Consider the following 24,417-nt stretch of genomic DNA (forward strand, 5'->3'; position numbering starts at 1 on the left):
TGTCAAAGAACAATTTAATCCCCTTATTCCGGGATTATTTGATTAATTAATAACTCGTCCCGATTTTAACGGGACACTAGTGACCTTATATATTATTATATACTTATCCTAAAGTAACACGCGAATAAGCAGGTGCCTCCATTGGACAAAAATCTTTGTCCAGATATTTAAAGTATCCTGTAATGGCAATCATGGCGGCATTATCTGTCGTATAGCTGAACTTCGGAATAAATATCTTCCAGCCATATTTCCCTGCATGCTCACGAAATGCATTACGTAATCCATTATTAGCGGAGACGCCTCCTGCCACAGCCACTTCCTTTATCTTATATTGCTTGGCGGCTTTACGCAACTTGTCCATCAAGATATCCACAACAGTAGCCTCTAACGAAGCTGCCAAATCCGTCTTATGATGCTCGATAAAATCGGGATTTTCCTTCATCCAGTCACGCAAAGAGTAGAGAAATGAAGTCTTCAATCCACTGAAACTATAATCCAGCCCCGGAATATGCGGCTTGCTGAACGAGAAGGCTTTAGGATTACCCTGACGGGCCAGCTTATCAATAATAGGACCACCCGGATACCCCAATCCCATTACCTTCGAGCATTTGTCAATTGCCTCGCCTGCAGCGTCATCAATCGTCTGCCCCAGAATCTCCATATCATTATAAGCCTTCACTAAAATAATTTGCGAATTACCACCGGAAACCAGCAAGCAAAGGAAAGGAAACTCCGGCTGCACATTATCTTCACCTTCTACTTTAATAAAATGAGCTAACACATGTCCATTCAAATGATTAACATCAATCATAGGAACACCTAATGAACGGGCGAACCCTTTGGCGAAAGATACCCCCACCAACAAAGACCCCATCAATCCCGGTCCACGAGTAAAGGCCACAGCATTCAATGCCTCTTTGGTTACTCCGGCGCGTTTCAATGCCTCATGCACTACCGGAACTATATTTTGTTGGTGCGCACGGGAAGCCAGTTCAGGCACTACCCCACCATATGCTTCATGCACAGCTTGGCTGGCCACCACATTCGAAAGCAGATAGCCATCTTTGATGACAGCTGCAGAAGTGTCATCACAAGAAGATTCTATTCCCAAGATTATTGTACTCATAATGTTTATTTACGTTTAAACGCTGCAAAAGTAGTGATAAAAGTACGATTCATAACGTATTATTTCATATTTTTGTGGCGAGATTATAAAAATTAACCGCCTATCAGAAAGCTAAAAAAAACAGTACGCTGGGTACTCGGTATTGTATTGGGCCTGTATATCGGTACCATCATGTTGCTGAACATTCCATATGTTCAGCGGCAAATGTCTGTATTTGTTGCCAATGAACTGGCTTCCATGCTGGACAGCAAGATTTCCATTGGGCGAATAAACATAGGATTGCTGAACCGCATCATCATCGACGACCTGCTCCTGAATGACCTGTCCGGTAAAGAAATACTGAAGGTGACCCGTCTTTCTGCCAAATTCGATATTCTCCCCCTATTCAGCGGCAAAATATCCATCAGTAATATACAATTGTTTGGATTTAACATCAATCTGAGCAAGCAGACTCCCAAGGATAAACCTAATTTTCAGTTTGTACTTGACGCATTCGCATCCAAAGATACGGTTCAAAAGAAAACCAATCTGAATCTCCGTATCAATTCCTTACTGATACGTCGCGGAAAGGTTTCGTATGATGTTCTGTCTGAAAAAGAGACTCCGGGAAAGTTCAATCCACAGCATCTCCGCTTGCGCAACATTATTGCAAACATCTCCCTAAAAGCATTGCAAAATGATTCTATTAATGCCGCCATCAAGCGTCTGAGTATCGAAGAGGAGCACTCCGGATTTGAATTGAAGAAACTAAGCCTAAAGGTTATCGGCAACAACCAACGGATGAAAATCGAAAATTTTGCCATTGACCTCCCCAACACCTCTTTGGCAATGGATACTATACACATGGATTATGACAACCTGGGGGCTTTTAACAATCTTGCCCAAGATGTACGTTTCTCATTCCATTTGCTACCCTCTCAAATTGCCTTGCAGGATTTATCGGCTTTTGTTCCGGCTTTTAGTTCCTTCAAGGAGAAATTGCAAGTAGAGGTACAGACGGACGGTACCATCAATCAACTGAATTGTCCACACCTTTCCGTCTCTGTCAGAAATCATTTTTATCTGAGGGGAGACGTATCTCTGCAAGACCTTTCCCATCCGGAAAGTGCTTATATATTCGGCAATTTGTCCAATTTGTACGTAGATCCGGAAGGAATGGCCTTCCTTGTTCGGAATTTCAGCAAGAACTATAATGGAGTACCTCCAGTCCTGCAACACTTGGGAACGGTTTCCTTCCGTGGAGAAGTCTCGGGCTACTTCACAGACCTCGTAACTTACGGACAAGTACGCACCGACATCGGAACCATCCAAACTGACGTAAAACTAAGTTCTAACAAAGATAAAGGTTATTTTGCCTATTCCGGTGCAATAAAAACAAAGGAATTCGAACTTGGCAGGATGTTGGGTAACAATAAACTCGGCAAAGTAACCTTTAACCTGGATGTCAACAGTAATCATTACGAAAACCAATACCCGTCTGTCATATTGAAGGGATTGGTTACCTCCATTGATTACAGCGACTACACTTACGAGAACATCACCTTGGATGGAGAATACAAGCAGGGAGGTTTCACAGGAAAAGTCGCCTTGGATGACACCAATGGTACTGTTATTTTGAACGGTACTATCAATACCGCCAGTCGGATACCTACTTTCAATTTTCAGGCAAACATCGACAAATTTCGTCCTCATGCCCTACATCTGACACCCAACTATGAAGATGCGGAAATATCAGTCAAGGTCAAAGCTGACTTCACCGGTGGTTCCATTGACGAGATGAACGGTGAAATCAACGTTGACAGCTTACTGTTCGCAGCTCCGGAAGCACAATACTTTCTGGACAATCTGAAGATATCTGCCATAAGGAAAAGCAAAGACCGGAAACAGCTGACCATCCAATCCAATTTTCTCCAAGGTAGCATAGAAGGAGACTATTCTTATCGTACCTTGCCTGCCAGTGTACTGAATATCATACAGCGTTATATCCCCGCCCTGATTCTGCCAGACAAGAAACTCATAGAAACTGAGAATAATTTCCATTTCGACATGCACATTTACAATACGGAACTACTCTCCACCGTCTTTCAGATTCCGATAAAAGTATATACCCATTCCACTATTAAAGGATACTTCAATGACAAGGCACAGCGGCTCCGCGTAGAAGGCTATTTTCCCCGTCTCCGCTATGAGAACAAATTCATTGAATCAGGAATGTTCCTTTGCGAGAATCCCAGTGACCAATTCCATACGCGCCTACGTTTCAACAACCGCAAATCAAATGGCGCAGTCAATATAGCCTTAGAAGCGCAAGCCCAGAACAACAGCATACAGACCACGCTGAATTGGGGTAACAGTAGCACTGTAACCTACAGCGGGAAACTTGCCGCTGTCGCCCATTTCATCCGTGAACAGAAAGAAGCAAATGAAAGCAAGAGAGACTTAAAAACCGTCATTGATGTTCAGCCCACCAACGTAATACTGAACGATACACTGTGGGATATACATCCTTCTCAGGTCGTATTCGACTCCGGCAAAGTGTACATCAATGATTTTTACTTTAGCCATAAAGACCGGCACTTGCGTATCAATGGTATCGTTTCACCACAACCCGAAGATACTGTACGTCTGGATTTGAAGGAAATTAACATTGGTTATGTATTCGACATTGCAGACCTCGGAGTCAATTTCAAAGGAGAAGCCACCGGTCCGGCTTTCGCTAGCGGAGTACTGGAAAAGCCCGTCATGAGTACCGACTTGTTTATCCGCAACCTCGGGCTGAACGAAGGATTGTTGGGTGATGCCAATATACACGGAGAATGGCACCACGATGTGAAAGGCATCTATCTCGATGCCCATATCCGGGAGAAAGACATTGCCAAAAGCCATGTGTATGGCTATGTCTATCCCCTGAAACCCACCAGCTCATTAGACCTCCAGATTGAAGCGGGCGGCACCAACCTGAAGTTTATACATCATTATATGAGCAGCATCACGCCCGAATTCAACGGACGTGCCACCGGACATGTACATTTCTATGGCAAATTCAAGGCTCTTACCATGGAAGGACGTATATTTGGCGATGCCTCCATGAAGGTAGACGTGCTCAACACCACTTTCTCCGTCAAAGACAGCATCTACATCGAACCCGGCGGATTGACCTTCCGCAACAACCGCATTTTCGACACGCAAGGGCATCAAGGCAGCATGAGTGGCTATCTGCACTATCAGCATTTCAAGAACCTGGAGTACCGTTTCAATTTCAATGTCAACGACATGCTGGTGATGAATACCAAAGAATCACCAGACTACCCCTTCTATGGTACCGTCTATGGTACGGGAAATGCCACTATTGCCGGTAACGCCCAAGATGGCGTGAACATTGACGTTGCAATGACCACCAATCGTAACACCTCCTTTACATATATAAAGGATAATGTTTCTACAGCAGTCAGCAACCAGTTCATCAAGTTTGTGGACAAGACACCACGCCGTGCCATACAAGACTCTGTCCGCCTTTCCGACTACGAGATTGCTCAAAAGGAAATTGAGGAAGAGAAAGAGAACGACACTGATATCCGGCTGAATCTCTTGGTAGACGCCACTCCCGACGCCACCATGAAGATTATTATGGACCCTATGGCCGGCGACTATATCAGTGGACGGGGAACCGGAAGTATCCGTACTGAGTTCTTCAATAAAGGAGATGTAAAGATGTTCGGCAGTTACCGGATAAGCCAGGGAGTCTACAAATTCAGCCTGCAAGAGGTCATCCGGAAGGACTTTATAATCAGAGATGGAAGTACCATTACATTCAACGGCTCGCCACTGGATGCCACTCTGGACATAAAGGCAGGCTATACGGTCAACTCAGCATCCTTAAATGACTTGATGCCCAACGAGGCAACCTCCGGCTACATCAGCCAGACAAATGTAAAAGTGAACTGCATGATGGACCTTACCGGACAATTGACTTCACCTGATGTAAAATTCGACATCGAACTGCCCAACGAACGCGATGAAGTGCAAGCCATTGTCCGAAACTATATTCCTACCGATGAACAAATGAACATGCAGATACTCTATCTGCTGGCTATCGGCAAGTTCTATACCCCGGAAAACTTGGGAGCCACCCAGAATTCGAATATGATGTCCAGTGTTGTTTCATCCACCCTTTCCGGACAGTTGAATAACGCTTTGTCGAACATTCTCGATATCAATAACTGGAACTTCGGTACCAATTTCAGCACCGGAGAAAGAGGCTGGACAGACGTAGAGTTCGAGACCATGCTTTCAGGACAATTATTGAATAACCGACTACTTATCAATGGTAATTTTGGTTATCGTGACAATCCGATGGCAAACACCAATTTTGTGGGAGACTTTGAAGCGGAATGGCTCGTCAACCGTTCCGGAGACATCCGCTTGAAAGCGTACAACGAAACGAACGACCGCTACTATACCCGGACAAATCTGACGACACAAGGTATTGGCATTATCTTCAAAAAAGATTTCAACAAATGGAGTGAGCTCCTTTTCTGGAACAAATGGAAACTCAACCGGTTGAGAAAGGAACAAGAAGTAAAACACAATACTCTATCCACTGATAAAATAAACACAGAACAGCAGATACCCGAGGCACAATCAAAACGGAAAAGGAAGCAAAAGTAAGATTGACGTTTTCACTTGTCCACATTGAAGGTTGTAGAATAAGCAAACAGGCTAGAATACAGCATTTTAACATGACTACACCCTTTGCGCCTGAAGGTGTAGCCATTACTCTACGATGGTATAGGCATTCAAGGCAAAGGGTGTAGCTATAAAAATATATCAGAAAGGCAGTGGGCCGTCTGCCCCCATACCTCCAAACGGGTTGTCTGTCTGTAACGGAAAGTCGCTAGCCGATGGGGGCGGCGGTGTGGCCGTACTTCCAATAGGCGCATTCATACGTGAGCCGAATGTAGCTCCTCCACCCTCTGTCGGAGGTGGGATAACCATATCATCCTCCGGGTTCTGGAAACGGGTGTACTGCCCGATAAATCTCAGACGCACATCCCCTACGGCACCGTTACGATGCTTTGCAATGATGATTTCTGCCATACCACGCAAATCACTGCCATCGGCAGAAGTATAAATCTTGTAATATTCGGGACGATGGATGAAGCACACCATATCAGCATCCTGCTCGATGGCACCAGATTCACGAAGGTCACTCAACTGGGGACGCTTGCCTTCTTCGCCTTCACGGTTTTCCACACCACGGTTCAACTGCGACAGAGCGATGATGGGAATGTTCAGCTCCTTGGCCAGCCCCTTCAATGAACGCGAAATGGTACTAACTTCTTCCTGACGGCTACCAAAAGACATTCCGCTTGCATTCATCAACTGAAGGTAGTCGATGATGATAACCTTCACTCCATGTTCACGTACCAGACGCCGTGCCTTTGTACGGAGTTCGAATACCGACAAAGAAGGCGTATCGTCCACATAGAGCGGAGCATCCAGCAAATCACGCAGTTTGTAATCCAACTGCTGCCATTCATAGTCTGCCAACTGACCGCTCTTGATTTTTTCACTCGGAATCTCGCACACGTTAGATATCAGACGGTTCACCAACTGCACGTTACTCATTTCAAGCGAGAAAAGCGCTACAGGATTGCGGAAATTCACGGCAATGTTTTTCGCCATGGAAAGTACGAATGCCGTTTTACCCATGGCAGGACGGGCTGCAATAATAATGAGGTCGGACTTCTGCCATCCGGAAGTCATCTTGTCAAGTTTGGTATACCCACTTTCCAAACCACTCAAACCATCGGTACGGGCAGCAGCTTTCTGAATCAAATCATAGGCTTCGGCAATAACCGGATTAATCTGCGTGTAATCCTTCTTCATGTTCTGCTGGGAAATCTCGAACAGTTTTCCTTCAGCCTCCTGCATCAAATCATCCACGTCCAGCGTCTCGTCAAAAGCCTTGCTCTGGATATTGCTGGTAAAAGTAATCAGTTCACGTGCCAAAGCTTTCTGTGCAATAATACGTGCATGATATTCGATGTGTGCGGAAGATGCCACCTTACTACTGAGTTGGGTAATATAGAACGGTCCTCCCACTTCTTCTAGTTCTCCCCGCTTGGAAAGCTGCTCCTTCACGGTGAGGATGTCGACCGGCTTCTGATTCACTGCCAAATCGGTAATGGCGGAATATATCAACTGATGTCTATGCTCATAGAATGACTCCGGACGAAGGATTTCACTTACCAGCGAATAAGCGTCCTTCTCAATCATCAAGGCTCCTAAGACAGCTTCTTCCAGCTCCGGTGCTTGCGGCTGAATACGTCCGTAGTCTGTTACGGGCTGTGGTGTCTTTCCTTTCGGAGTGCGAGATGTTCTTCTTTGTTCTGCCACTTTAAAAATTAAAAATTAAAAATTGAAAATTAAATGAACTTCCCTTTTGGAAAGGGGAAGCAAAGATAAGCGAATTTATTTATAGGCGGTAAATAAATCATTGTTAAGTTTTCAATCTACTATGAACAGAAATCACTAACTTTGTCTTCGGAAACTGCCTCACAGCTTTCCTTTTTTAATTTTAAATTATTAATTATCAATTATCAATGCCATGCTGACTTTTCCAAATGCCAAAATAAACCTGGGACTGAATATCACAGAGAAACGTCCGGACGGATACCATAATCTGGAAACCATTTTCTATCCGGTTCCCATAGAAGATGCTTTGGAAATAAATATTTTGAATGAAGGAAACGGAAAGTTTCGTCTGCATCAGGCAGGTCTGGAAATTGAGGGAGAAGCGGAGAGTAACTTGGTAGTGAAAGCCTACAAGTTGCTGGATGACCGGTTCAACCTTCCTCCGGTAGAGATTCATCTCTTCAAGCATATTCCCTCGGGAGCCGGACTGGGTGGCGGCTCGGCTGATGCTGCCTTCATGCTGAAACTTCTGAATAATAAGTTTGAACTCGGACTACCGGATGACACTCTGGAAGAGTATGCCGCCAAGCTGGGTGCCGACTGTGCCTTCTTCATCAGAAACCGTCCGACTTACGCAGAAGGTATCGGAAACATTTTTTCTCCCCTTCCTCTATCACTGAAAGGATACCAGATATGGTTGGTGAAACCGGACATATTCGTCTCTACGCGGGATGCCTTTGCAAAAATAAAACCGCATCATCCGGAAATATCTCTGAAAGAAATAGCCCGATTACCCGTAGAAGAATGGAACGGACGAATGGTCAATGACTTTGAAGAAAGCGTATTCCCCCAATTCCCGGCTATCGGAGAAATTAAGAAAGAGATGTACCGACAAGGAGCTGTATATGCCTCCATGAGTGGTTCAGGGTCATCTGTTTACGGATTATTCAAAGAGGATGCCGTATTGCCGGAAGTGGATTTCGGAGAAAAAGTTTTTGTATACAAAAGCCAGTTCACTGATATTTAAAAATATATCAACACAACGTACTGATTCCCGGAAACAAAAGTACATCTAGGTTGTTCTTACAGAAAGTTAAAAACAACCTAGATTGTGAAAGAACTAAGAGATTGATGATTTGTCGATGACATCCATTCACCAACAAATCACCAAATTATTCATCACCAATCATTAATACACCTCTATCTTATCTGCAATACGTTTCGCTTTGTCGCGCAGCGTGTCAAGGTCACTGCCAAGAGGTGCATAACACAGCACTACACCCATACGACGGTTTACGCGGGTAGTAGGCTTGCCGAAAATACGCAGATAAGTATCCTCTTCTTTCGTAACCTCTTCCATACCGCGATAGTTGGGACGTTCTTGGCTAGCTATCGGAGAGAGGATGACTGCACTGGCTCCTATACGCTCCTGCTTGATGCCAGGAATAGGCAGACCGAGCACCGCACGGCAGTGCAATTCAAACTCATTCAGATTCTGCGTTCCGGCCAAGGTTACCATACCTGTATCGTGCGGACGTGGAGAAAGTTCGGAGAAATAGACACCATTCTCATGGCTGAGAAAGAATTCCACTCCCCACAATCCGGCACCGGTCAAGGCACGGGTCACCTTCTCTGCCATATCCTGCGCCTCCTTCAGATGGGCAGGGTCAATATGGGCAGGCTGGAAACTTTCACGATAGTCTCCACCTTTCTGTACATGGCCGATAGGTGGACAAAACAAAGTCGGGCCATTCTTCTGCGTTACAGTGAGCAATGTTATCTCACTGTCGAACTTAATGAACTCTTCAATGATAAGTTCTTTGATGTCTCCACGGCTACCATTACAGCCATACTCCCAGGCATGCTCTAATTCGTCGGCACTTTTTACGAGAGACTGGCCTTTGCCGGAAGAGGACATCAGCGGTTTCACCACACACGGGAAACCAATCTTTTCAGCAGCAGCTTTCAGTTCATCCAAAGATTTGGCATAAAAATATCTAGCAGTTTTCAGTCCCAACTCTTTAGCTGCAAGGTCACGTATAGCCTTACGGTTCATGGTAAAGTTCACGGCGCGGGCACTGGGCACCACTTGAATACCTTCTTTCTCGAAATCATACAGACGTTCCGTACGGATAGCTTCGATTTCCGGAACAATGATATCCGGCTGGTGTTTTCGCACCACACGTTCCAAGGCATCTCCATCGAGCATACTGAATACTTCACATTCATCTGCCACTTGCATGGCAGGCGCTCCGGCATACGAGTCGCAGGCGATAATATACTGGCCTTTGCGTTGGGCTGAAATGACAAACTCTTTGCCCAGTTCACCGGAACCCAACAATAAAATCTTTTTCATCCTATCTATTTATTTACTATTTGACGATTTACAATTTAACACTATACAATCAGACGATTTACTACTTACCATCCGCTGCCCGATTACAGCGCAGCCAATAGTAAATAGTAAATCGTCTAATAGTAAATCCTCTTATTGGTGTTGGTCTCTCAACAAGTCATTCACCGTTTTTACCGGATTGAACGTCGTCAGAGGCACTTCTACAAACACTGTGTTCCAGTCGCTCATGGCTCCGTTCCACAAACCGGGGAGTTCAAGCGCTTTCAAATCCTTTCCGTTCTTGGACTTATAGGAAATGAACCCCGTCGCTTTATCCACATACTTCACAAGATTAAACTTATGCCCTTTATAGTCACGTACGGCGCAAACCAAATCTACCGGATTGAAATGGGTACCCTTTTCAAACATCTCCTTCTTTTCCGGGTCGCCCATATCAATCTGCGAACTTTCCAGAATCTGCAAAGAGATAGTACCGTCATTGTTGTATGCCAAGAACGGCCCCCCACCCGGTTCGCCTACGTTTTTCACCATACCGCAAACACGCATCGGACGGTTCAGCTTCTCTTTCAGATATATAACTAACTCGGCATCTTCCAGATTCTTTGTCTCCGGATTCTTGCAATAGAGTTGTTTCTGTAGGAATTGCAGGATTTCAAGAATTTGTTCGTGCGTATACTTCCCGCTGTCAAGCAACTGCAAATAAGCAAACGCTCTCTGTTGTAAAGCTACCAGTACACCGGCAATCAGTTTCTTATATAACACGGTATCACCTTTCAGTTTGTCGGGTACCACATTGTCTATATTTTTTATAAAAATAATATCCGCATCAAGGTCGTTCAAATTTTCAATCAATGCACCATGACCGCCCGGACGGAACACAAGTTTGCCACTGTCACGGAACGGTTTGTTTTCCATATCGGCAGCAATGGTATCGGTACTTGTTTTCTGCTCTGAGAAAGTAATCTCGTAATCCACCCCATACTTCTTTGCATAAGAGGCAGCCTTTTCGTCTACCAAAGCCTTGAACAAAGCACGGTGTTCAGGCGAAACCGTGAAATGTACATTCACCTTACCATTCTTATTGGCAGCATACAACGCTCCTTCTACCAAATGTTCTTCCAGCGGCGTGCGGCTATTGTCTTCATACTTATGGAACTTCAGCAATCCTTTGGGCAGAGCACCATAGTTCAGTCCGGCTCCTTCGAGCAAGGCAGCAACAACCGCCTTGTAGTTTCCGGCAGCAACCAAAGCCGGTATGCCCTTTCCTGTACCCCTCTGACAGGCGGTATTCAGGTCATCATAAAAAGCAAACTTCTCTATTCTCTCAAAAAAAGTCTTTTCAAAACTTGTCTGGGGAGCATCATAGTTTGCCCCGAGAAATTCAAACAAGTTTTTGAACATACGACTGGCAGCACCCGAAGCAGGCACAAACTTTACCACCACTTTATCGGTTTGTGTATATGCCTCCCACGCGTCCAGATATTTCTTCTGTTCATCCGTATCCGGAGCCAATATACCTTTTTCTACAGAAGCGGCGGCAGACAGCTTCAAGTATGGAAAACCTTTTTCGAAACAAGCCAACTGTTCAGCTATTCGTTCTTCGGAGATGCCTTTATTTTCGAGCAACTCTTTGTCTTGCGGTGTTATCATATATATCTTGTTTTATTAATTCATGCCCAAAAATACAAAAAAAGCAGAACTGCTGTCAAGAAAATGAAGAAAAAACTTACCTTTGAAGCATAAAATACGGACGATTATGGAAACTGATGAATTTTTCACTACCCGAGAGAAAGATTTGCTCTTCTCTCTCTACCGCAAACTGTTGCAACTTTCCGGAGAAACCCTTCGGAAAGGAGACTGTAAAAAACTGAAAACGCATCTTATTAGTACCATACAGAACAACCGCATCCAGCGTGACCTATTCGGTTTGAATCCCGTCATCAAGGATATGCAGACGGCTGTCATCGTGGCCGAAGAAATCGGCATGAGACGTGCTTCCATCCTAGGACTTATGTTGCACGACTCTGTACGCTGCGGCACTTGCACTACACAGGAGGTGAAGCAGATTTATGGTGAAGATGTGGCAGGCATCATCCGCGGATTGATACGCGTGAACGAACTCTATGCCAGAAGTCCTGCTATCGAATCCGAAAATTTCCGCAACCTATTGCTTACCTTTGCCGAAGATATGCGTGTCATCCTCATCATGATTGCCGACCGCGTAAATATCATGCGGCAAATCAAGGACTGCGAAAATGACGAAGCCCGTCGGCAGGTAGCCAATGAGGCGGCATATCTCTATGCTCCCTTAGCTCATAAACTGGGGCTATACAAACTTAAATCGGAACTGGAAGATCTTTCACTGAAATATACCGAAAAAGAAGTTTACTACCACATCAAGGAGAAGCTAAACGAAACTAAGGCATCGCGCGACAAGTACATTGCTGCTTTCATAGCACCGGTACGGAAGAAGCTGGAAGAGGCCGGACTCAAGTTTCACATCAAAGGACGCACCAAGTCCATCCACTCCATCTACCAGAAAATGAAGAAGCAGAAATGCCCCTTCGAAGGTGTATATGACTTGTTTGCCATCCGTGTCATCCTGAATTCCAGCCAAGAAAAAGAAAAAATGGACTGCTGGCAAGCCTACTCCATTGTAACAGATATGTACCAACCCAACCCGAAACGGCTTCGAGACTGGCTGTCTGTACCAAAGAGCAACGGCTACGAATCACTACACATCACCGTGATGGGGCCCGAAGGCAAATGGGTAGAAGTACAGATACGTACCGAACGCATGGACGACATTGCCGAACGCGGTCTGGCCGCCCACTGGCGATACAAAGGGGTGAAAGGAGAATCGGGACTGGACGAATGGCTGACTTCCGTACGCGAAGCTTTAGAGAATTCGGACAGCAACGGGCTGGAAACCATGGACCAGTTCAAACTGGATTTGTACGAAGATGAAGTCTTTGTATTTACCCCCAAAGGCGATTTGTTCAAACTGGCCAAAGGCTCCACCGTGCTCGATTTTGCGTTCCACATTCACAGCAAACTGGGATGCAAGTGCATCGGTGCCAAAGTAAACGGCAAGAATGTACAGCTGAGGCAAATGCTGCATAGCGGTGACCAAGTGGAGATAATGACATCGAATACGCAGACGCCCAAGCAGGATTGGCTGAACATCGTAACCACCTCCAAGGCCCGTACTAAAATACGCCAGGCATTGAAAGAAATGGTCGCACGCCAGCATGCCTTCGCCAAAGAGACATTGGAACGCAAGTTCAAGAACCGGAAGATAGAGTATGATGAAGGAACCATGATGCGCCTCATCAAGCGCCTCGGCTTCAAGATAGTAACCGACTTCTATCAGGCTATAGCCGATGAAGAGCTGGATGTCAACGAGATTATAGACAAATACCAGGAACAGCAAAAACGGGAAAACGATACGCGCGACGAGATAACCTATCGCAGTGCCGAAGGCTACAACTTGCAGCAGGGAATACCCGAAGAGATAAGTACCAAAGAAGATGTACTCGTCATCGACCAGAATCTGAAAGGGCTGGATTTCAAGCTGGCACGCTGCTGCAACCCCATCTATGGAGATGATGTATTCGGCTTTGTCAGTGTGACGGGAGGCATCAAGATACACCGTTGCGACTGCCCCAATGCCAGCGACTTGCATTCACGTTTCGGCTATCGCATCGTAAAGGCACGCTGGGCCGGAAAGTCACAAGGTACACAGTATCCTATCACCCTGCGTGTAGTAGGACATGATGATATCGGTATCGTGACCAACATCACTTCCATCATTTCCAAAGAAACGGGCATTACTCTGAGAAGCATCGGTATTGACTCGCATGACGGACTGTTCTCCGGAACACTGACCATCAAGGTAAACGATACAGGGCATTTGGAAGCGCTCATCAAAAAACTGAGAACTGTAAAAGGAGTAAAACAAGTCACAAGGAATTAATGTATTAGCACATTGAAAGTATGCAGTACGACTTTAAAAAGCAGTTGCGCAGTTTCGGCTATGCCTGGAAAGGTATCCGGTGCTGCGTAGGAAAAGAGCAGAACCTAAGCTTCCATCTGATTGTTACGGTACTCACAATAATTGCCGGATTCTTATTGGACATTACCCGGACTGATTGGATGATTGTCATCCTCTGTATCGGTGTGGTAATAGCTGCCGAGCTGTTCAATACCGCCATTGAGAAGCTGGTCGACCTGGTTTCTCCGGAACGACATCCCATTGCAGGGCAAGTAAAAGACATAGCCGCCGGAGCAGTACTGGTATGTGCTGCAACGGCGGCCATTATAGGATTGGTTGTATTTATCCCCTATCTCACCCGCTTCTTCTTATAATAAGGATAGGTCAGCAGCACAAAGAAGAATACTGCAAGCATAGCGGCAACAGATGCCACATGATATACCAGTACTCTGTCCATCAGACAGCAAGACACAGTCATACCGGCCAACAGCCCTCCCTCCATAAACAAATGGCAAGTGGTGTTTGCCGTTCCACGCTGGCAGTGGTGTGACAATTTGACAAACATCTTCATGAACGGGACTGTAATGAACACCAATACAGCCAATGCCGCCAATGACCAGTAATCGCCCACAAACATCAGCGGTAGCAATGCTCCCGGTGCAAAAGCAATCAGCAGCATATTGATGGCAGGCACCCATGCACGCGGCAATAAGAAGCGATCCATATTGCACAGCGACACACCTATCGGAGCACGGAAAGCCACATATACCCTCGATGCGAAAAAGATGCCGGCCAATCCGGTAGCTACGGACAAATAGGTCACCATACGGAAACCATACATCTTATACATGCCAATGCCCAAAACAACCCCCACCAGCATACCCAAGCGTGCAACCCATGCATATACCATGTTTCCTGCACTGCGACGCGCGGAAGTCGTTATGTCAATGGCCACCGTAATGCCCGCTGTGGTTGCCAGCCCGAAACATGCCCCCTGCACAGCGGCAAGCAGCAGAAATTTCGTATAACTATCCACAAAGGCATACCCCAGAACAGCCGTCAGCATAATGAATGTGGAGTAAAGGAGCACGTGCTTCCTTTTATATTCATCGACCAGATAAGCATGGAAAGGCCCCACAGCAAACATGGCCATCGCAAAGACCAAGAACATGCTACCCACCTGCCCGGCGGAAACGCCCAGCTGCTCTCCCTTCACAAAAGGAAGCAGAGGAAAAAGCATGTAGACGGATGTATACAACAACAGATTTGCCATACACATCCGCCAAAAGTTGAGAGTCATTAGTTTGTTAGTACTGTTCTTTCTCATTCGGGAAATCTAAATTCTTCACATCGGATACATAACGGCTGATGGCATCCGTCATCACTGTATGCAGGTCGGCATAGCGACGCAGGAAACGGGGACGGAAACCGTTATTCATACCCAGCATATCCTGAACCACCAACACCTGGCCGTCCACATCACCACCGGCACCGATGCCGATAACGGGTATAGTCAGCTCACTGGCCACGCGGGCAGCCAATGCGGCAGGAATCTTCTCCAATACCAGTCCGAAGCATCCAGCTTCTTCCAGCAGATGCGCATCGCGTACCAGCTTCTCGGCTTCGGCATCATCCTTGGCACGAACCGTATATGTTCCATACTTATTGATAGATTGGGGCATCAGTCCGAGATGTCCCATGATAGGAATACCGGCGCTGAGAATACGCTTTACCGTGCCGATGATTTCCTCGCCTCCCTCCAGTTTGAGAGCGTCGGCATGGCTTTCTTTCATTATACGGATAGCGGAAGCCAATCCCTCCAGTTCGTTGCCCTGATAAGAGCCGAAAGGCATGTCGACGATGACCATGGCACGCTTCACACCGCGAACCACGGATTTGCCATGATAAATCATCTGGTCGAGCGTAATGGGAAGCGTGGTAACATTGCCTGCCATTACATTGGAAGCAGAATCTCCCACCAGAATCACGTCTACACCGGCACCATCTACAATCTGCGCCATAGTATAGTCATAAGATGTCAACATTGATATCTTTTCGCCTCTTTGCTTCATTTCAACAAGGCGATGTGTAGTCACTTTACGAGTGTCGTCTGAAATATAACCCATGATGATATTTTTTATTAATCGGGCGCAAAGGTAATCCTTTTTCTGATTACTTGTGCAATTGAGTTAATTTATCGTAAGTGAATCCCTGAAAGTCATCCAGTACATAATGGCACAACGGAGCTATGTCTTCACGGGAATTGGTAGTTGCCAACCCTATAACGGTAGCTCCTGAAGCCATGCCGGCTTTCAGCCCGTTGAAGGAATCCTCGAATACATATGTTGTGTCGGGAGTTGTGCCGAGAACCTCCATACCCAACAGAAAACAATCCGGTGCAGGCTTGGAAGCCGTAAACATCTCGGCCGTAAGGATACGGTCGAAAAGAGTCTTTATTTCGGGATGAACCCGATAGACAGCTGCCATCTTCGCTTCGTTGGAACTGGTCACCACGGCAGTCTTCACCCCATTCCCGTGTAGGTCGGCAATGAAGTCAAGCACTCCGGGAATAAAGTCGAATGACATCTCCTGTTCAAAACGGTTCAACCGTTCGGTAATTTCAGCCTGCTCCTTCACCATGCCAGGGAAAAAGGTATCATATATATAAACCAATGTCTGGCCTTTCACCCTACCTTCAATATCGTCCATACCTAAATATTGCTTTCCCATTTCATGCCAGAAGTGGCTGTACTGCGTTTCCGTGTCTACCACCACACCGTCAAAATCAAAAAGTACGGCGGTTGCTTTTGTTGTATCCATAAACATTCTTTTACCTAAATCTGTTAATACCAAAAGATTATAATGCGCAAAGGTGAGAATAATCTGCGAATCGAACAAATAATTCTCACCTTTGTACTTCTTAATTGACTCATATCAAATGAACAACTTGCATCTATTTAGGAAACTTTTTATTCACTCTTTATGCTATTCACCGGGTTCTCATCGGCTATACGCCAAGTGCGCCATACTATGCAAACGGCAATAACCGTTAAGATTAGGATAGCTACTCCCACATGGAGCCCGGCATCCACCGTTATTTTCTCAGCAAAGATTTCCAGCCAGCAATGTCCGAGAACAAAAGCGGCAAAACTTCCGAGAAAAACCGCAGGCAATGCTATCCAGGCAACTTCTCTTGTCAGCAAGCCGATAATGTCACTCGATTTCGCCCCGTTCACCTTGCGGATGGCTATCTCCTTGCTGCGACGGCAGATTTCATCGTTGATATACCCAAACAAGCCCATCAGTGCAATGAAAAAGATAGAAATACCGGTCAGAAACACCGCGTTGCGGAAACGATACACATTTACATATTCCTCATCCAAGGTTTTTTCCAAAGAAACGAACTCTACCTCTTCTGTGGGAAATGCTTCCAGCGCCGTACGATTCAATGTGGCAAGATTCTCTTCAAAAGGTTCCTTCAGCCTTACGTAATGCGCGTAACCTAGCTTTTCTTTCCATCCTACAAGTACGGGCGTCTGCTCCTTGTATGCGCTGTACACCGGATAATCTTCCATTATACCAACCACCGTCAGGCTTTCTCCTTCATGGTTTATGACACGTCCTACAGCACTTCCCTCCCAACCGGCCTGACGTACGAAAGTACGATTGACTATCAGCTCGTGATTCTCCGAGGCGAAATTGGATGAACGCTTTTTAGGGGTAAAGTTACGCCCCTCCACAATATCCACCTGCATCATCGGAAAAAAGTTGGGAGAAACCCAGTCCATACGGGCTGTCACTTCAACACCTTCACTCGTGCGAAAAGTTTCACCACAATAGCCTTGGCAGACAAGCTGGCTGGAACAAGTATAATCTTCCACCATGGGAAGCTCTTTGAAAAAGGACAACCGGTTTTCGTAACTGCCTCCCAGCTTGGCCCAACATATCGCCACGCGCTCCGGATTGTAACCCAACGGACGGTCTACCACCGACTGATACTGCCGGAACACGACCAGCAAAAAGCAAAAGGCAAAAGCAACACCCAGAAACTGGATGAAAAGCAACGGACGCTTCCAAGACGCATTATGCTCCGTATACCGACTGAAGACCTGCGTCACCGGGATGGACGAGAACAAGCATGCCGGCATAATGCCTGCCAACAGAAAAACAAGCAATACCACCAAGAAAGGCATCCACAACGTCTGTATGGCAAATAAAGAAGCAAGCCGGACTGCTGCTATCTCCTCTACGAAATCAGCAAAAAGATACATCAACAGCCCCACCCCGGCAATGGATAACAACACCATCAATGCTGTTTCAGTGAGGAACATGCCGAATACCGTACCGGCGGAAGCCCCGCTACATTTATGCACTCCCATCTCCTTGGCACGATGGGACAAGGAAGAGACGGATATCAGCACATAATTGAAAGCTGACACCAGCAAAATGACGATTGCAAGAAGAGTAGTCGCCAATATCATGGTACGTACCGTAGAGTTTCCAGTATGATAATCTGCCAATGAACGGAAAACAAACGCTTTCTCTCCTCCGGCATCTTGCCCGAAATCAGGCATATATTTTTTCATCAATTCCGGAAGACGCGTTTCTACGACATGCACATCCTGTTCCGGATGACGGAAACGGGCAATTACCGTATAGCTTATGTCAAATCCCCATCCCGCCCTCTGCTCATTCCAGAGTTCGGCCATAGGAACCACCGCATCAAAGGGAAAATCCGTATTCTCCGGTTGGTTCTGAAAAACGCCTCTGACAATGTAGGGAGTCTTGTGATTCAGATAAAGCACCTTACCTATTACCGTATTCAACGGCGCCCCCTCCCGCAACTTATCTGCCAGCATACGGGAAATGAAAAGAGCGTCCGGGGTTTTCAATTCTTCGGTATTGCCCGTCAAGACCGGGATTCCTAATGTGGAAAACAAATGTGTATCACCAAAAACAGTCAGTCCCGACAAGCGGACATTACCATGATAAAAGTTCCAGTCTTCCATCCGGCGCATCACCGTGGCGTCTTCTACCTGGTCGGGAAAGTTCTCGCGCAAGGCCTCTGCAAAAGGCCCGTATACATACTCCTGCATTCCAGCCGTCGCATGGTTCTTATAAGCCAGATAAAGCTGATTCGACTGCCGGAAAGAGTGATTATAGCTCAACTGGAATGCCACGCAGGCAAAAAGCAAAATACTCATAAACAAACCGAGTGTCAGAGAAATAAGCTTCGTCACATTATTTCCCCGCCCACGCAACAACATCAAAATGCTATAGTAAAGTAGTTTCATTATTCTTTTGACTATTTAGACAGACTCCTATTCACTCTTTATGCTCTTTACCGGATTCTCATTCGCTATCCTCCATGCTTTCAGCACCACAACCGCCACTATCAACACAATGACTATCCTATTATCCACACGGAATAGGCTGTAGTCATACTCCTTCTCGGAAATGCCTGCCTTTATGCGCTGCATGCGCAACATCACCACCCAGTCCGGCTGCTTGTAGAGAATGAATCTTCCGGTTTTCTTCTCTTACAATCCTTGTGCAGTGATATTTGCCACGATGCTACCGTCAAACAGATGTATCGTGCGGTGTGCAAAGCTGGCGTCATGCTGAGAGTGGGTTACCATAATAATCGTAGTTCCCTCTTTATTCAGTTCCGTCAACAAATTCATCACTTCGGCTCCATTCTTGGAATCCAGGTTACCGGTAGGTTCATCGGCAAGTATCAGCTTGGGATTGGTTACGACAGCACGGGCTATCGCCACACGTTGCTGCTGACCGCCGGAAAGCTGTTGCGGGAAGTGTTTGGCACGGTGGCTGATGTTCATTCTTTTCAGTATATCCTCTACCATACGCTTACGTTCACCCGCCTTCACGCCGAGGTACGTAAGGGGAAGTTCCACATTCTCATACACATTCAGTTCGTCTATCAGGTTGAAGCTCTGGAACACAAATCCCAGCTTGCCCTTGCGCACACGGGTACGTTCCTTTTCCTTCAAGTCCGCCACTTCCTGACCGAACAGCTTGTAACTGCCCTCCGTAGGATTGTCCAACAGTCCGAGGATATTCAGCAAGGTGGACTTGCCGCAACCTGACGGCCCCATAATGGCTACAAACTCCCCCTCTTTTACATCGAGGCTGACGTGGTTCAATGCTACAGTCTCTACTTCCGAAGTACGGAATACTTTACTGATGTTGTTAATTTCAATCATGATATTCTATGTATTAATATTATTATTATTCGCTCTTAATGCTGTTTACCGGGTTCTCGTTCGCTATCCGCCAGGACTTCCAAAGTACGCAGGCTACGATAATCACCAGATTGACCATCACTACCAGTACGTATACTGCCCAGCTGACGGGAACACGCTCCGCGAACTGCTCCATCCACATTCCGTTGACATGCCATGCCAATACCGTACCGATGACGACTGCCGGAGCTGCCACAACGAGTATATCCCTCGACAGCATTTCCAAGATGCCGGAAGCCTCTGCCCCGTTCACCTTGCGGATGGCAATCTCCTTGCTGCGGCGGTGTACCTCGTCGGTGGTATACCCAATCAGTCCCATCAGCATGATGAAGAATATGGTCACTGCCGCCATCAAAGTGGCATTGCGGAATACACGGACAGAATTATAGCTGTTCTCGATTCTTTTCTCATAGCCGATAAAGTCAATGGTCCGGTCATGGAAAGCCTCGACTACATCGCGGTTCAGCTTCTGCAGATTTTCGGTAAAGGGTTCTTTCAAACGGACATGTACCGTTCCATAAAAACTCTTGTTTCCCCGGGCTATGAAAGGCATCTTCTCGGTTCTGAAACTCTCTATCTGGAAATCCTTCAACTGCCCTACGACCTTGAATGTATTCCCTTCGGTATATACCGTACGGCCCACGACGTCGTCTCCCCAACGCATCATCTCGGCAAAAGTCTCGTTCACCACGACTTCCTCTTTATCGCGTGCCATACGTCCCGTCTTCATAGTCATGCCCATCAAGGCAGGAAAGTCCTCGCGCATGTAATAAGAAGCACGACAAGAGAAAAGTGCCTGCCCGCTCTCACTATGAATCATCGCACCACTATATCCGCTAATGGGGGTGCTGTTGGCGCTGGACACCGCTTCCACGTAGGGCAATCCCTTGAAGAACTGACAAGCTGCATCACGCGTCGCTTCATTATCCCAGTAGGCATTGCCTATGGCTATCTGCTTGGGATTATACCCCATATCCTTTTTCAGTACATACTGATATTGCGACATCACCACACACATCAATCCACTGATGAATGCCACGCCTGCAAACTGCACAAACAGCAACGGACGCTTCCACCCCTTTTTCCCCTCGGTATAGCGGCGGAACACCTGCGACACGGGAATACGCGCAAAGAGCCGGCCCGGCAACACGCCTCCCACAATAAACAGCAGAAGCACTACCGACAATGGTACCCAGATACGCTGCGGAGCCAACAAGGTGGAAAGCTTTACCACGACCGTGTCTTCCACAAAATCGCGGAAGTTAATCATTATCAACGCCATCAGCAGCAATGCCGCCACAATGATGATGCCCGTTTCCAGCAAAAACATACTGAAAACCGTGCCACCGCTCGCACCGCTGCATTTATGTACGCCTACCGACTTGGCGCGGTGGCTCAAAGAGGAAATGGAAATCAACACATAGTTCAACGCCGCAATGAAAAGAATGGCAAAACCAAGAATACTCATGATGACACGCATCCGACGCACATCATCATAATTGCGATATGTATCACGGATGGGCTGTACAAAAGCCGTGTAACCGTACACTTTTTTATCTTCCGCCGGGCGGTATTTGTCTATCATGGCATCAATACGCGCATTGACAACAGATTTGTCGGCACCGGGACGGAAGCGGATAAACTCTACCCAACTGTCTCCCCCGCTCCACGAGTAGGCATTCCAGTTGCGGCTCCACAAGGTAGGCATCGAGATAACCGCTTCCGGATTGATTGTGGCGTTCTCAGGCAAATTGGCATAGATTCCCTTCACCGTCAGGTCAAACTGATGGTCATAATTAAGCGTTTTCCCTATAGGATTCTCCTCACCGAACACTTTCCTTGCAAAGCGTTCACTCAAGAAAATAATATCCTTCTGCACCAAGTCCTTTTCGGGATTCCCGTTCAGGACGTCAATGCCCATGGTACAGAAGAACAGCGAATCGGCTGCAATTTTCCTATCATTAAGCCGCACACTTCCATTGTAAAGGGGAGCAAATACCATAGACGTGCTTAAACTTACCGCCGATTCCACCTCTTGAGGAAAGTTCTCCAAAATTGCCCCTGCCACGGGACCGTAATTCCACTCCTGAGGCTCAAACTTCTCTCCTTTCACCGAAAATATCGACCATACCTGATACAAGTTATCATAATCCTTAAAGCAAGTGTCAAAACTCTGTTCATATGCCACGCGGGAGAAAAGCAGAATACTCATCGTCAACCCCAATCCCAAAGAAATGACCTTGATGATATTCGAACCGCGTCCCCGCAGCAAAGTCTGAATTACATAATAGATTTGTTTCATTCCGTTTATCGTTTATTAGATATATTTTCTTGCTTTTCATATCGCAGAAAGCGTGCCAAAGAATGCACGAATCTGATTATCAATGCATATTGCATTTCAGAAGAAGACAAAGGTGTCTAATTTTTAGACACTCCCGTCTAAAAATTAGACAGAGGCCGAATCTCTGTTCAGCCTCATAGAACAAAAAAAAGGGAAATTAGAAAAGAATCCATAAGAATGAAAACTTTACCTTTGCCCACAGTTTTCTAAAGATAGAGTATAAACATTAAATGAAGCACCTGCACATGAAATTCCCCAAACTCTTATATCCTTCATTCCTATGCCTGCTCATGGCTGGCTGCGACATGATAGATTATCACCCTTACGATGTACACATCAGCGGTGAAACCGATGTCAATGCCCACAACATTGCCCAAATAGAGCAGAACTGCCAGAACAAGACAACAATCCGGTTCGTAACAATGGGTGACTCCCAGCGCTGGTATGACGAGACTGCCGACTTTGTAAGCCACCTCAACAAGCGGGACGACATAGATTTCGTCATTCATGGCGGAGACGTCAGTGACTTCGGTGTAACAGACGAGTTCCTTTGGCAACGGGACATTATGAACAAACTCAAGATACCCTATGTGGTACTTCTCGGCAACCACGACTGCCTGGGCACGGGCGAAGAGACTTATCGCGCAATATTCGGAAACCCCAATTTCTCCTTCATTGCAGGACGGGTAAAGTTTGTCTGCCTGAATACCAACGCCATCGAATTCGACTACTCCCGCCCCATTCCCGACTTCGAATTTCTTGCCGCACAGATACGCGACCGTGAAGAGGAATTCGATAAAACCGTTGTGTCCATGCACATACGCCCGTTCTGCAACGAGTTCAACAATAATGTGGCACACGTATTCCAGCGTTACATCAAGGAATTTCCCGGACTGCAGTTCTGTACATCCGCACACGAACACCATCGCTTCGAGAAAGACCTCTTTGAAGACGGGATAATGTATTACATGAGCGACTGCATGAAGAACCGCAATTACTATATATTCACCATAACCCCCGACGGATATGAACGCGAAGTGGCATATTATTAATCATCTGGCATGTGCCGTCGTCTTCTTGTCGGTATGCTCTTTTTCTGCTTTTTCACAAGAGAGAGATACCATCTTCATCATAGAACACGATACTGTATGGATGGATCCGCAACCGGATACCATCATTGAAAGCCAGACTAGGGAGAACCGTTATGACCGCCGCGTACACCGCTACCGCAGGCATTGGGAGGCCCTGATTCCGACACACACAAAAATTCAGTTTGCCGGCAATATGGGGTTGCTGTCATTCGGTACCGGATGGGATTACGGCAAAAGAAACCAATGGGAAACAGACGTATTCTTCGGAGTATTGCCCAAATACGACTCCAAACGTACCAAGCTGACATTCACCGTCAAGCAGAACTACCTTCCTTGGAGCCTGCAAATAAAACAAAGCCGTTTTTCTGTAGAACCGCTGGCTTGTGGCATGTATCTGAACACGGTATTCGGCGATGAATTCTGGGTCAACGAACCGGAACGCTACCCTAAAGGGTACTATGGATTCTCCTCCAAGGTGCGCACCCATGTATTTTTAGGACAGCGCATCACTTACGACATCGACCCGCAACGACGGTTCACGGCCAAAGAAATCACTTTCTTCTATGAAATAAGTACATGTGACCTATATGTAGTCAGCGCCTTCACCAACAAGTATCTGAAACCCAAGGATTATCTGAGCTTGTCGTTTGGCATCAAACTGCAACTGCTATAAGTTCTTTTTTTCAGTACCGCCATGAACTCTTACTGAAGTTGCTGCCAACTAATTTCTGTTTTACTTAAATCTATTCGTTCCACAATCGTTATATTATCGTCCGACAGTTGTTGAATTATCGTCCGACAGCTGTCGGACGATAATTCAACAACTGTC

Annotated in this window: 17 protein-coding genes; 6 read left to right on the forward strand and 11 right to left on the reverse strand. The window is 46.3% G+C overall.

All coding sequences use genetic code 11. The features are described 5' to 3' along the window. Positions 1-103 precede the first annotated feature (103 nt). Positions 104-1,126, reverse strand: coding sequence for a tRNA (adenosine(37)-N6)-threonylcarbamoyltransferase complex transferase subunit TsaD (gene tsaD / locus E5355_RS16520; RefSeq protein WP_136011199.1), 1,023 nt, complete (start codon positions 1,124-1,126; stop codon positions 104-106). Between the two features lie 204 nt (positions 1,127-1,330). Here tsaD and E5355_RS16525 point away from each other — a divergent pair, with 204 nt between their 5' ends. Beyond that, entirely contained in the window at positions 1,331-5,794 is a 4,464-nt protein-coding gene (locus tag E5355_RS16525; protein WP_136011200.1) for a translocation/assembly module TamB domain-containing protein, read from the forward strand. A 159-nt stretch (positions 5,795-5,953) separates the two neighbouring features. Here the strand turns inward: E5355_RS16525 and dnaB are convergent, their stop codons facing one another. Next, entirely contained in the window at positions 5,954-7,525 is a 1,572-nt protein-coding gene (gene dnaB, locus E5355_RS16530; RefSeq protein WP_136011201.1) for a replicative DNA helicase, read from the reverse strand. A 211-nt stretch (positions 7,526-7,736) separates the two neighbouring features. On the opposite strand from dnaB, the gene ispE reads away from it, so the two are divergent. After that, on the forward strand, positions 7,737-8,570 hold the full coding sequence (gene ispE / locus E5355_RS16535; RefSeq protein ID WP_136011202.1) for a 4-(cytidine 5'-diphospho)-2-C-methyl-D-erythritol kinase: 834 nt from the start codon (positions 7,737-7,739) through the stop codon (positions 8,568-8,570). 162 nt (positions 8,571-8,732) lie between these two features. Here the strand turns inward: ispE and purT are convergent, their stop codons facing one another. Both purT and E5355_RS16545 read right to left on the reverse strand, forming a co-directional pair. Beyond that, positions 8,733-9,899 (reverse strand): formate-dependent phosphoribosylglycinamide formyltransferase, encoded by a 1,167-nt coding sequence (gene purT / locus E5355_RS16540; protein WP_136011203.1) that lies wholly within the window; start codon positions 9,897-9,899, stop codon positions 8,733-8,735. A 132-nt stretch (positions 9,900-10,031) separates the two neighbouring features. Then, on the reverse strand, positions 10,032-11,549 hold the full coding sequence (locus tag E5355_RS16545) for a DUF4301 family protein (protein ID WP_136011204.1): 1,518 nt from the start codon (positions 11,547-11,549) through the stop codon (positions 10,032-10,034). Between the two features lie 106 nt (positions 11,550-11,655). Between E5355_RS16545 and E5355_RS16550 the strand changes: the two genes are divergently transcribed. Next, positions 11,656-13,875: a RelA/SpoT family protein gene (locus E5355_RS16550; RefSeq protein WP_136011205.1), complete on the forward strand. Its 2,220-nt coding sequence runs from the start codon at positions 11,656-11,658 to the stop codon at positions 13,873-13,875. Positions 13,876-13,895: 20 nt separating this feature from the next. Then, positions 13,896-14,267, forward strand: a complete 372-nt coding sequence (locus E5355_RS16555; protein ID WP_136011206.1) for a diacylglycerol kinase family protein — start codon at positions 13,896-13,898, stop codon at positions 14,265-14,267. Here E5355_RS16555 and E5355_RS16560 read toward each other — a convergent pair. From E5355_RS16560 to E5355_RS16585, 7 genes are all read right to left on the reverse strand, one after another. Continuing rightward, complete coding sequence (locus tag E5355_RS16560) at positions 14,243-15,220, reverse strand: MFS transporter (RefSeq protein ID WP_136011207.1); 978 nt, start codon at positions 15,218-15,220, stop codon at positions 14,243-14,245. The genes E5355_RS16555 and E5355_RS16560 overlap by 25 nt on opposite strands. Further along, positions 15,201-16,022: a 3-methyl-2-oxobutanoate hydroxymethyltransferase gene (panB, locus tag E5355_RS16565; protein ID WP_025832138.1), complete on the reverse strand. Its 822-nt coding sequence runs from the start codon at positions 16,020-16,022 to the stop codon at positions 15,201-15,203. Before panB ends, E5355_RS16560 begins: the two co-directional genes overlap by 20 nt. A gap of 43 nt (positions 16,023-16,065) precedes the next feature. After that, positions 16,066-16,713 carry an HAD family hydrolase gene (locus E5355_RS16570; protein ID WP_136011208.1) on the reverse strand — a complete coding sequence of 216 codons (648 nt, stop codon included), beginning with the start codon at positions 16,711-16,713 and terminating at the stop codon, positions 16,066-16,068. A gap of 149 nt (positions 16,714-16,862) precedes the next feature. Next, positions 16,863-19,187, reverse strand: a complete 2,325-nt coding sequence (locus tag E5355_RS16575; RefSeq protein WP_136011209.1) for an ABC transporter permease — start codon at positions 19,185-19,187, stop codon at positions 16,863-16,865. Positions 19,188-19,214: 27 nt separating this feature from the next. Then, entirely contained in the window at positions 19,215-19,373 is a 159-nt protein-coding gene (locus E5355_RS19555) for a hypothetical protein (protein ID WP_168354365.1), read from the reverse strand. Between the two features lie 60 nt (positions 19,374-19,433). Beyond that, positions 19,434-20,117: an ABC transporter ATP-binding protein gene (locus tag E5355_RS16580; protein ID WP_136011210.1), complete on the reverse strand. Its 684-nt coding sequence runs from the start codon at positions 20,115-20,117 to the stop codon at positions 19,434-19,436. Between the two features lie 25 nt (positions 20,118-20,142). Continuing rightward, positions 20,143-22,458, reverse strand: a complete 2,316-nt coding sequence (locus tag E5355_RS16585) for an ABC transporter permease (RefSeq protein ID WP_136011211.1) — start codon at positions 22,456-22,458, stop codon at positions 20,143-20,145. 284 nt (positions 22,459-22,742) lie between these two features. Here E5355_RS16585 and E5355_RS16590 point away from each other — a divergent pair, with 284 nt between their 5' ends. Then, positions 22,743-23,549 (forward strand): metallophosphoesterase family protein, encoded by an 807-nt coding sequence (locus E5355_RS16590; protein ID WP_136011212.1) that lies wholly within the window; start codon positions 22,743-22,745, stop codon positions 23,547-23,549. Continuing rightward, a complete protein-coding gene (locus E5355_RS16595) occupies positions 23,524-24,261 on the forward strand; it encodes a hypothetical protein (protein WP_136011213.1) in 738 nt (245 codons plus the stop codon). The genes E5355_RS16590 and E5355_RS16595 overlap by 26 nt, the downstream gene beginning before the upstream one ends. The last annotated feature ends 156 nt before the right edge of the window (positions 24,262-24,417 follow it).

The organism is Bacteroides muris (ex Afrizal et al. 2022) (genome assembly GCF_004793475.1).
In the GTDB taxonomy this organism is placed as follows: Bacteria; Bacteroidota; Bacteroidia; order Bacteroidales; family Bacteroidaceae; genus Bacteroides; species Bacteroides muris.

Coding starts and splice junctions, on each gene's coding strand:
- tsaD (WP_136011199.1), bottom strand. CDS start 1,126: ATGAGTACAATAATCTTGGGAATAGAATCTTCTTGTGATGACACTTCT.
- E5355_RS16525 (WP_136011200.1), top strand. CDS start 1,331: ATGTCTGTATTTGTTGCCAATGAACTGGCTTCCATGCTGGACAGCAAG.
- ispE (WP_136011202.1), top strand. CDS start 7,737: ATGCTGACTTTTCCAAATGCCAAAATAAACCTGGGACTGAATATCACA.
- purT (WP_136011203.1), bottom strand. CDS start 9,899: ATGAAAAAGATTTTATTGTTGGGTTCCGGTGAACTGGGCAAAGAGTTT.
- E5355_RS16545 (WP_136011204.1), bottom strand. CDS start 11,549: ATGATAACACCGCAAGACAAAGAGTTGCTCGAAAATAAAGGCATCTCC.
- E5355_RS16550 (WP_136011205.1), top strand. CDS start 11,656: ATGGAAACTGATGAATTTTTCACTACCCGAGAGAAAGATTTGCTCTTC.
- E5355_RS16555 (WP_136011206.1), top strand. CDS start 13,896: ATGCAGTACGACTTTAAAAAGCAGTTGCGCAGTTTCGGCTATGCCTGG.
- E5355_RS16560 (WP_136011207.1), bottom strand. CDS start 15,220: ATGAGAAAGAACAGTACTAACAAACTAATGACTCTCAACTTTTGGCGG.
- E5355_RS16570 (WP_136011208.1), bottom strand. CDS start 16,713: ATGGATACAACAAAAGCAACCGCCGTACTTTTTGATTTTGACGGTGTG.
- E5355_RS16575 (WP_136011209.1), bottom strand. CDS start 19,187: ATGAAACTACTTTACTATAGCATTTTGATGTTGTTGCGTGGGCGGGGA.
- E5355_RS19555 (WP_168354365.1), bottom strand. CDS start 19,373: ATGCAGCGCATAAAGGCAGGCATTTCCGAGAAGGAGTATGACTACAGC.
- E5355_RS16580 (WP_136011210.1), bottom strand. CDS start 20,117: ATGATTGAAATTAACAACATCAGTAAAGTATTCCGTACTTCGGAAGTA.
- E5355_RS16585 (WP_136011211.1), bottom strand. CDS start 22,458: ATGAAACAAATCTATTATGTAATTCAGACTTTGCTGCGGGGACGCGGT.
- E5355_RS16590 (WP_136011212.1), top strand. CDS start 22,743: ATGAAATTCCCCAAACTCTTATATCCTTCATTCCTATGCCTGCTCATG.
- E5355_RS16595 (WP_136011213.1), top strand. CDS start 23,524: ATGAACGCGAAGTGGCATATTATTAATCATCTGGCATGTGCCGTCGTC.